We start from the raw sequence: 7,575 nt of genomic DNA, 5'->3' as shown, positions 1-7,575 counted from the left end.
GAACCGAGCGAACCTGGGGATGGAAGTGATGCACGAGCGCAATGCTCACAACTTCCCGCTTGACCTGGCCGCAGTGCAAGCGCCCGACATCAACGGCTAGTTCTCGACTTGAGCTGATTCCAGCTTCGATCGATTAGCAGAACTAGCGCCCTCACCGGGGCGCTAGTTTTTTGCATTGGCGCGATCGCCTTAGCAATGCTCCAACATTCTATTGCTCAAATTGCCGCTCAGGTTTCTTCCGGTTGATCATGCAGCAGTGGGAAGTGCGATAAGATCGAGGGCTGCAAGCAAACAATTCGACAAGATGGGCAGCACATTCGGGCATTTATTTCGAGTCACGACGTTTGGTGAATCGCATGGGGGCGGTGTTGGTGTTGTGATTGACGGCTGTCCGCCCCGTCTTGAAATTTCTACCGAAGAAATTCAGGTTGAACTCGATCGCCGTCGTCCCGGTCAAAGCAAGATTACGACGCCGCGCAAGGAAGCCGATCGCTGCGAAATCCTCTCTGGCGTCTTTGAGGGCAAAACAACCGGGACGCCGATCGCCATTTTGGTGCGGAACCAGGATGCGCGATCGCAAGATTATGACGACGTGGCGCTAAAGTATCGGCCATCTCACGCTGATGCGACTTATGACGCTAAGTACGGCATTCGCAACTGGCAGGGCGGCGGACGATCTTCGGCACGCGAAACGATCGGGCGAGTCGCGGCAGGTGCGATCGCCAAAAAGATTCTGCGTCAGGCTGCCAATGTCGAGATCATCGGCTACGTGCAGCGGATCAAAGACCTTGAAGGCGTCGTGGATGCGAGTACCGTAACGCTGGAGCAGGTCGAGAGCAACATTGTCCGCTGTCCGGATGCTGAACGGGCGGAGCAGATGATCGAACTGATTGAGCAAATTGGGCGATCGGGCGATTCGATCGGTGGGGTTGTTGAGTGCGTAGCGCGGCACGTTCCCAAAGGACTGGGTGAACCTGTATTTGACAAGCTCGAAGCTGACCTTGCCAAAGCGGTGATGTCACTGCCAGCTAGCAAAGGGTTTGAAATTGGGTCGGGATTTGCCGGGACGCTGTTGACGGGAATCGAGCATAATGACGAATTTTATGTGGATGAGCAGGGTGAAACTCGAACCGTGACTAATCGATCGGGTGGCATTCAAGGCGGCATCTCAAACGGTGAAAATATTGTGCTGCGCGTTGCCTTCAAGCCCACAGCTACCATTCGCAAAGAGCAGCGCACCGTCACCAAAGACGGTGAGGAAACGCTGCTTGCGGCCAAAGGCCGACACGACCCTTGTGTCTTGCCCAGAGCCGTGCCAATGGTTGAGGCGATGGTGGCACTTGTCCTGTGCGATCACTTGCTGAGGCAGCAGGGACAGTGCAGCTTATGGTAAGCAACAGCCTGTGGCGAGCTAATCGACTTTTGCAGGCGGTAGAATGCCAAGCTTGCTGAGGCCAGCATCGATCGACTGCAACAGTTCTACATCCGCGATCGGTAGTTCTGAGGCATAGCGCAAAAAGGCAAAGGCCGATCGAAACTGCTGCGGGTCAGCAGCGATCGGCGCGTCAAAGTGCGCCGGAATCACACGCTGAAAATTCCATTGGCAGACGCGATCGACCCAGGCCAGCGTTTCGGTTGGTGCGCGATTAAGAATGAGCGTTCGCAAAATTGGCGCAACCAAGAGGCGACCCTGATTGCGTAGTTGATTGAATGTGTCAAGCCAGTTCGGTTTCCAGCGGAAGGGAAACCAGCCAAAGTAGGCACGGCGCGATCGATCTGCCGCCTGAGCCGCATTGCGAATAGATTGACCAAACGGCACAACTTCCAGAGCGCTCGGCGCAAAGTAAAACGCAAACAGACAAATTCGCTCCCATCCTTTGCGGCGATTCGAGGAAGTGTCGATCGTCTGCTCGGATTCGTCCTCTTTGGCGTAGAACAAGAGCGGAAACGGATCAAGCTGCACGACAGCAGGCGGGTCAGCCGGAATCGAAAGAACTGTGTCTGTCACCAGCAGCGTGCGCGATCGCTTGTGGAAAAACGCGACTTCCTCAAACTGACCTAAACCAAGCTTGATTGGGCCAAGAATGGCATAGTCGAATTCATCTGCGAACGGTGCGATCGCACTGTCGAGCGGTAAAACCTGCGTGCGCTTTGCCGGAAAGCCCAGCCAGCTTAAAGGCAAATTGACGGGAAAGCTCCACTGCGTCGGCGCAACAAACACCTGAGCCGCTTGAAACTGTCGCGCAAACGGGCCAACAAACACTTTATGTTCCAGACCCGAAGCGGTCGGCAGGATGATGTAGCGCACGTCGCCATGCAGGGCAACCAGTTCGCGCACCAGCCGCAGACATTCGGCTGTCGGGGCGATCGGTGCATACACGAGCAAGCCGCCTGCCGCCAATTTCACGATCGTCATCCGAATCGGCACGACGATGTAGAGAAATCCTTGAATCTGCTCAAACACCCAAATTGAATCGGGCACAATTTCGCGACAAAGGGTTTGTCGCTGGCCGTAAGGGTAAAGCGGCACCAGCGGCCAAAACCGCCAAGCCCACTCGTTTTGACGGCGATTCACTGTCTGCTGCCCTGTCATGCTGCTCGATCGAAAAACCTTGGATCTTCCAATTTAGCGCGAAACAGAAGGACGATCGCATCTGCGCCTGCCAGCTATCTCAGCAGATTTGCGCGGAGGACATCATTTCAATTTGTATTTCTACGATTTGCTTTCACGAAAACTTCACAGCCAACGCGATCGCTAAACCGTATCTTCACGGTGCACATAGCACAGCGATCGATAATCAAAAGTATTCAAAATATCAATTTTTAGGAAATTGCAATGACACAGCTTACTGGCAATCTTCAAGGAACCAACCAAGCCGACCAATTCTTGGGCAGTGTTTCGGCCAGCAGTTCCTCCGGAAACCTTTTGACAGCAGGCGTTTTGGATGCTTCGATCGAGACGTTTGCAGGCGATGATCAAGTCGAAGGAGAAGCGATCGTCGCCTTCCTATCCTCACCTGACACCAGTTCCCTCGATTTGCGGATTCAAGCCGATGGTATTTTGTCTTCCAAAATCCTTACGGGTGAGGGTGCAGATGTTGTATCTGCCGCAGGAACGGTAACTGTTTTCAGAACTCTACTTCGTTCACAAGTGCAAGCCTACGGCATCTCGTCCTCCACCGTCCTTACGGGTGAGGGTGCAGACGTTGTATCTGCCGCAGGAACCATCACTCTCAACCTGGTGAGCCTTGAAACTACCCCTACAGCTTTTGGATTAGCGAACAGTATGGTTGACCTGGGGCAGGGTGATGACTACATTGCGGCCTCTGGTGAATTGACTGCCCCTCTTGAATTTAGAAGTGCTGCTAGAGCATATGGTGTTTTTCAATCCGCAATGTTGGGAGGCGGCGGCAAGGATACGATCGCGATCAACGCGACCAGTTCGCTCTCTGCCAACGCTTCTTCAAGTCCAGGGGACGGCTTAGCCTATGGCATCGCGAGTAGTGCAGTGGACGGTGGCGACGAAGATGATGCGATCACAATTTTTGCCAAAAGCATTAGCTTTGGGGGAAACAGCAGCAGCTATGGTGTCTTTCAAGCAAGCGTGACGGGCGGCGGCGGCAACGATGCGATCGCAATTTCCAGCCTGAGCAGTGGTAGCTTCAGCAACAGCTTTGACAGTTCAAAGGAATTCACCTCTACTAGCTACGGTCTGTTTCAATCGCTGGTAGCGAGTGGCGATGGCGATGATGCGCTTGCGATCGAAGCTGTCAGTTCACTAGGAGAAAGCTTTTCCCAGAAAGACACTATCCTTGCCTACGGTGTTGCGAGCAGCACGGTGGACAGCGGCGATGGAAACGATGAAATTCAAGTTTCCGCCAGTACCAGCACTGAGTTAGATAGCCGTAACGACAGCAGCAGCTATGGTGTCTTTCAAGCGAGGGTGACGGGTGGCAGGGGCAACGATGCGATCGCGGTCAACAGTGTTAATTTGTCGCCCGCATCCATCAGCTCTTCAGGTCGGCCTGACACGGATGCTCTTGCCTACGGCGTTGCGAGCAGCACGATGGACGGCGGCGATGGAAACGATGAAATTACTGCCTCTGGCAGCAGCACTGCAAGAGGCGCGAAGAGCATCGGCTATGGTGTCTTTGCAGCATCGGTGCTGGGCGGCAGCGGCAATGATGTGATTACCGTGAGTGGGTCGGGCAACGGTGTCAACAGTGGAGGATTTAGCGGAGGATTCGGCTCAGGCGTAGGCTACGGCGTTGCAAATGGCTCAGTTGATGGCGGCAGCGGCAATGACACGATCGCGATTACGGGCACGGGCAGCGGCAGCGGTGCTGGTGGTGGCACTGCTTCAAACAGCAGGGGACAGGGTGTCTATCAAGCGGCCATAACGGGCGGCAGCGGCAATGATGTCATGACCATCACAGGCATTGGAACGGAAGGACAACAGTTTGACACGAATGCAGGCTATGGCGTTTTGGAAGGTTCAGTCGATGGGGGTGAGGGTGACGACCAAATTACGATCGCAGGACAAGGCATCACAACCGGAAACTTGTTCGATCGCTTTGCCTTTGTAGGCAGTGCCTTAAGCTATGGCATCTCGAATGGCTTACTTCTCGGCGGCGCAGGAAATGACACGATCGCCGTTAGCGCTTTTAGTCGTGGTGTCCAAACCTTTATTCCACCGACAAGCTACGGTCTGTCTAACGCACGAATAGAGGGTGGTGCGGGTGACGACAGCATCAGCATCAACAGCCATAGCGAGGGCTTCGGTAGTACTACCAGCTATGGAATGTTTGAATCCTCTGTGGCGGGCGGCAGTGGCAATGACATTATCAGCGTTTCCAGTACAGCTTCCACCAGTTCTTTTGCTGTTGGATATCCGGGTGAAATCACAAGCTATGCGGTTTTTCGATCGAGCATTGATGGTGGAGAGGGTGACGATAGTATTTCCACAGATGCTATCCAAGATTCACTGATTACTGGAGGTAGCGGCAACGACTTCTTTAACACAGGCTCGGGTAGCGGCACGATTGATGGTGGCACAGGCATCGATCGCATCAAGCTCGACTTCTTCGACGCCACCACGATGACCCTGCTGATGAGCAACGGTGCGATCGAAATTACTCGCCGCAGCATTGGCAGCTTGAGCGCAGCGAACGCTTGGACGCAAAAGATTTTCAACGTGGAGCAGTTCACGATTGGGGCGCAAACCTACAGCAGCACTCAGCTTGTGGAGCAGTTCGCGATCGCTTAAGTACCCGTTGCTAAAACTTTGAAAGGGGTAGGTTGCTCCCCCCTGCTTCGATCGAAGCGGGGAGCTACTTTTTGCAGGAGTTACACAGATTCATGGGACAAAGCGCGTAAAGATTTGAAAATGTCCTGAAAATGTGATAATTACATAGCCTGATGCGGTATAACCGCTATCAGCAGCGCTATTGCTTGTGAACAACTCTACATTTAGTTTGTATCACTGGTGATTGTCGTAGGCGATCGATTCGCCTGGTGTTGTGGAGGAGTGTGACAGGATGACGATATCGTATCAACCGAGTGTGCGGGCACTGGCGCAGGCAGGAGACCTCAAAGCGATTGCCTATTGGCTCAACGGTTTTTTAGCACCGCAGGGAATTCAGGTGCGCGTCGGGCGATCGCGAGTGGGACTGCATTTGCTGATTGAATTTCAGCGACAGCCCAATCGCGATCGACTGGTGCGATTCGTCTGCAATCGGCTTTGTCAGTTGCGATCGAATTTAATTGGCAAGGTTTGCATTGCCGCGCGACCCGTCGGCAGTCGCAAAATCATTTGGTCACAGTCAGTACGACTCGCAGCGCGACCGCGAAGCGCTCCCGGAACGGTATCGCGCCAGATCAAACCGCCCACCCTGCAACCCGCTCCATCGGCAACAACAAGTGCGATCGTGCTGCGTCAAACTCCAAGCTTCACCATCGCCCAGCGCAATCGACGGCGACGCGCGATCGTTTTGGGCAGTTCGGCAGCCGCCGCATTCGTGGTGGGTGGCGGCTTTGAACTGATGCAGCACTATTCCGCTTCAACCACTGGACGAAACGGTGCGCGATCGGAAACCGTTACCACCGCAGATGATCGCGTCACCGTCACCGAGCACACGGCTCAAAATCCGCTCGACCCTACAGTGACTTTGACCTTCAGCAGCGATTTAATTGCGCCTCGTGCGGAAGCGTCGGCTTTTAGCAACATGCGATCGGATATTGCGCTGGCAAACCTGGACGCGCCAAACGAGTCGGCCACCGTTGCGCCGCTGAGTGTCGAGCATGTCGATCTGGTAAATTTGGCAAGCGATCGACTCAAGGGCAGAGCGATCGAGCAAACAATTGATCAGTTGAATGAAGCAGGAATCGGATCGATCGGGGCGGGACGCAATCGGCGCGAAGCACGCCGCCCACAAATTCTTGAAGTCAAAGGCCAGCGGATTGCCTATCTGGGCTATTCCGATTCGGATCTTCAGGTGGCAGGAAGCTGGAATGCCGGATTGAATCCGGCGATCGATCGGCGTATTCGCGAAGACATTCAGGCGATTCGTCCGCAGGTGGATTGGGTCGTGGTCAACTACTGCTGGAACCAGGATTTAGCGGAATATCCAGACGACAATCAGGTGAAGCTGGCACGATTTGCGATCGATGAAGGTGCGGATCTGGTTGTCGGGCATCATCCCAACGTGCTGCAAGGCGCAGAAATTTATAAAGGTCGAGCGATCGCCTATTCGATCGGCAATTTTGTGTTTGCCGACAGTCAAACCAATTCTGAAACCGACTACGACACTGCTGTCTTGAAAGTGTCGCTGCGCGAGTCGAACAGCAGCGCAACCAAGCAGATGCGCGTCGAATTTGTGCCAATTCAGGTGCGGCAGTCGCAGCCCGCGATCGCAGTGGGTGAAAATGCCCGTCGAATTACGCAATACATGCGGCAGGCGTCCGGCCTGTTTGAAAAGCCGCTTCAGTCGCCGACCATTTTGGATTTGCGATCGGCGGATGCCCCTACGAGTGTTCCACAGCCCTCCGGCTACGAGCCACCAGCGATCGAGTCACCTGCGATCGAACTGTCTCCAGCAAATCCGGTTCCGACTGCACCAGTGATCGAGTCACCCGATGCACCTGCTTCACCCAGCGATTCGTTTATTGCCCCTCCCGATGCACCAGCGGCTCAGCCCAATTCCTTCACGCCCGACCCGCTGCCTTCAACTCGCACGCGAGAAATTCGCCAAGACCAGGTAAAGCCCCCCGCCGCGCAAACGGCAGACGATCGCCATCTCGCGCCGCCCTCGGCGGAACCAACTCGCTATCAAGCTCCGGCAGAATCGATCGAGCCTGCACCTGCGGCCTCTCCAAAACCCATTCCGATCGAGGTGACGATCGATTCGGTGGCAAGCTTGCCCGATGCGCCTAAGCCTGCGATCGAATCGCCCAAGCCGATTGAGGCGGCACTCGCGGAAGCTGCACCTACCACCGAAATTGCGCCTGCGCCTCAACCTGCGACTGCTTCCGAAGAATCTGCTGAACCGGAAGCAAACTGAGGTAGTGTAGTCGCTA

Annotated in this window: 5 protein-coding genes; 4 read left to right on the top strand and 1 reads right to left on the bottom strand. The window is 54.7% G+C overall.

Translation table 11 applies throughout. The features are described 5' to 3' along the window. Both H6F67_RS27435 and aroC read left to right on the top strand, forming a co-directional pair. Positions 1 to 100, top strand: a 100-nt coding sequence (locus H6F67_RS27435) for a photosystem II protein D1 (RefSeq protein WP_199304500.1), incomplete at its 5' end; no start/stop codon positions are given. Between the two features lie 204 nt (positions 101 to 304). Continuing rightward, positions 305 to 1,393: a chorismate synthase gene (aroC, locus tag H6F67_RS24800; RefSeq protein ID WP_190769330.1), complete on the top strand. Its 1,089-nt coding sequence runs from the start codon at positions 305 to 307 to the stop codon at positions 1,391 to 1,393. Positions 1,394 to 1,411: 18 nt separating this feature from the next. Here aroC and H6F67_RS24795 read toward each other — a convergent pair whose 3' ends face one another. Next, positions 1,412 to 2,593: a DUF4336 domain-containing protein gene (locus H6F67_RS24795; RefSeq protein ID WP_190769329.1), complete on the bottom strand. Its 1,182-nt coding sequence runs from the start codon at positions 2,591 to 2,593 to the stop codon at positions 1,412 to 1,414. A gap of 243 nt (positions 2,594 to 2,836) precedes the next feature. On the opposite strand from H6F67_RS24795, the gene H6F67_RS24790 reads away from it, so the two are divergent. Together H6F67_RS24790 and H6F67_RS24785 are read left to right on the top strand one after the other, a co-directional pair. Then, on the top strand, positions 2,837 to 5,266 hold the full coding sequence (locus tag H6F67_RS24790; RefSeq protein ID WP_190769328.1) for a hypothetical protein: 2,430 nt from the start codon (positions 2,837 to 2,839) through the stop codon (positions 5,264 to 5,266). A 271-nt stretch (positions 5,267 to 5,537) separates the two neighbouring features. Then, positions 5,538 to 7,559, top strand: coding sequence for a CapA family protein (locus H6F67_RS24785; protein WP_190769327.1), 2,022 nt, complete (start codon positions 5,538 to 5,540; stop codon positions 7,557 to 7,559). The last annotated feature ends 16 nt before the right edge of the window (positions 7,560 to 7,575 follow it).

The sequence above is a fragment of the Microcoleus sp. FACHB-1515 genome, from assembly GCF_014696105.1.
Taxonomy (GTDB): Bacteria; Cyanobacteriota; Cyanobacteriia; order Elainellales; family Elainellaceae; genus JAAUTJ01.
Note: the sequence above shows the minus strand (reverse complement) of the source record. Positions and strands in the feature narration are given on the sequence as shown.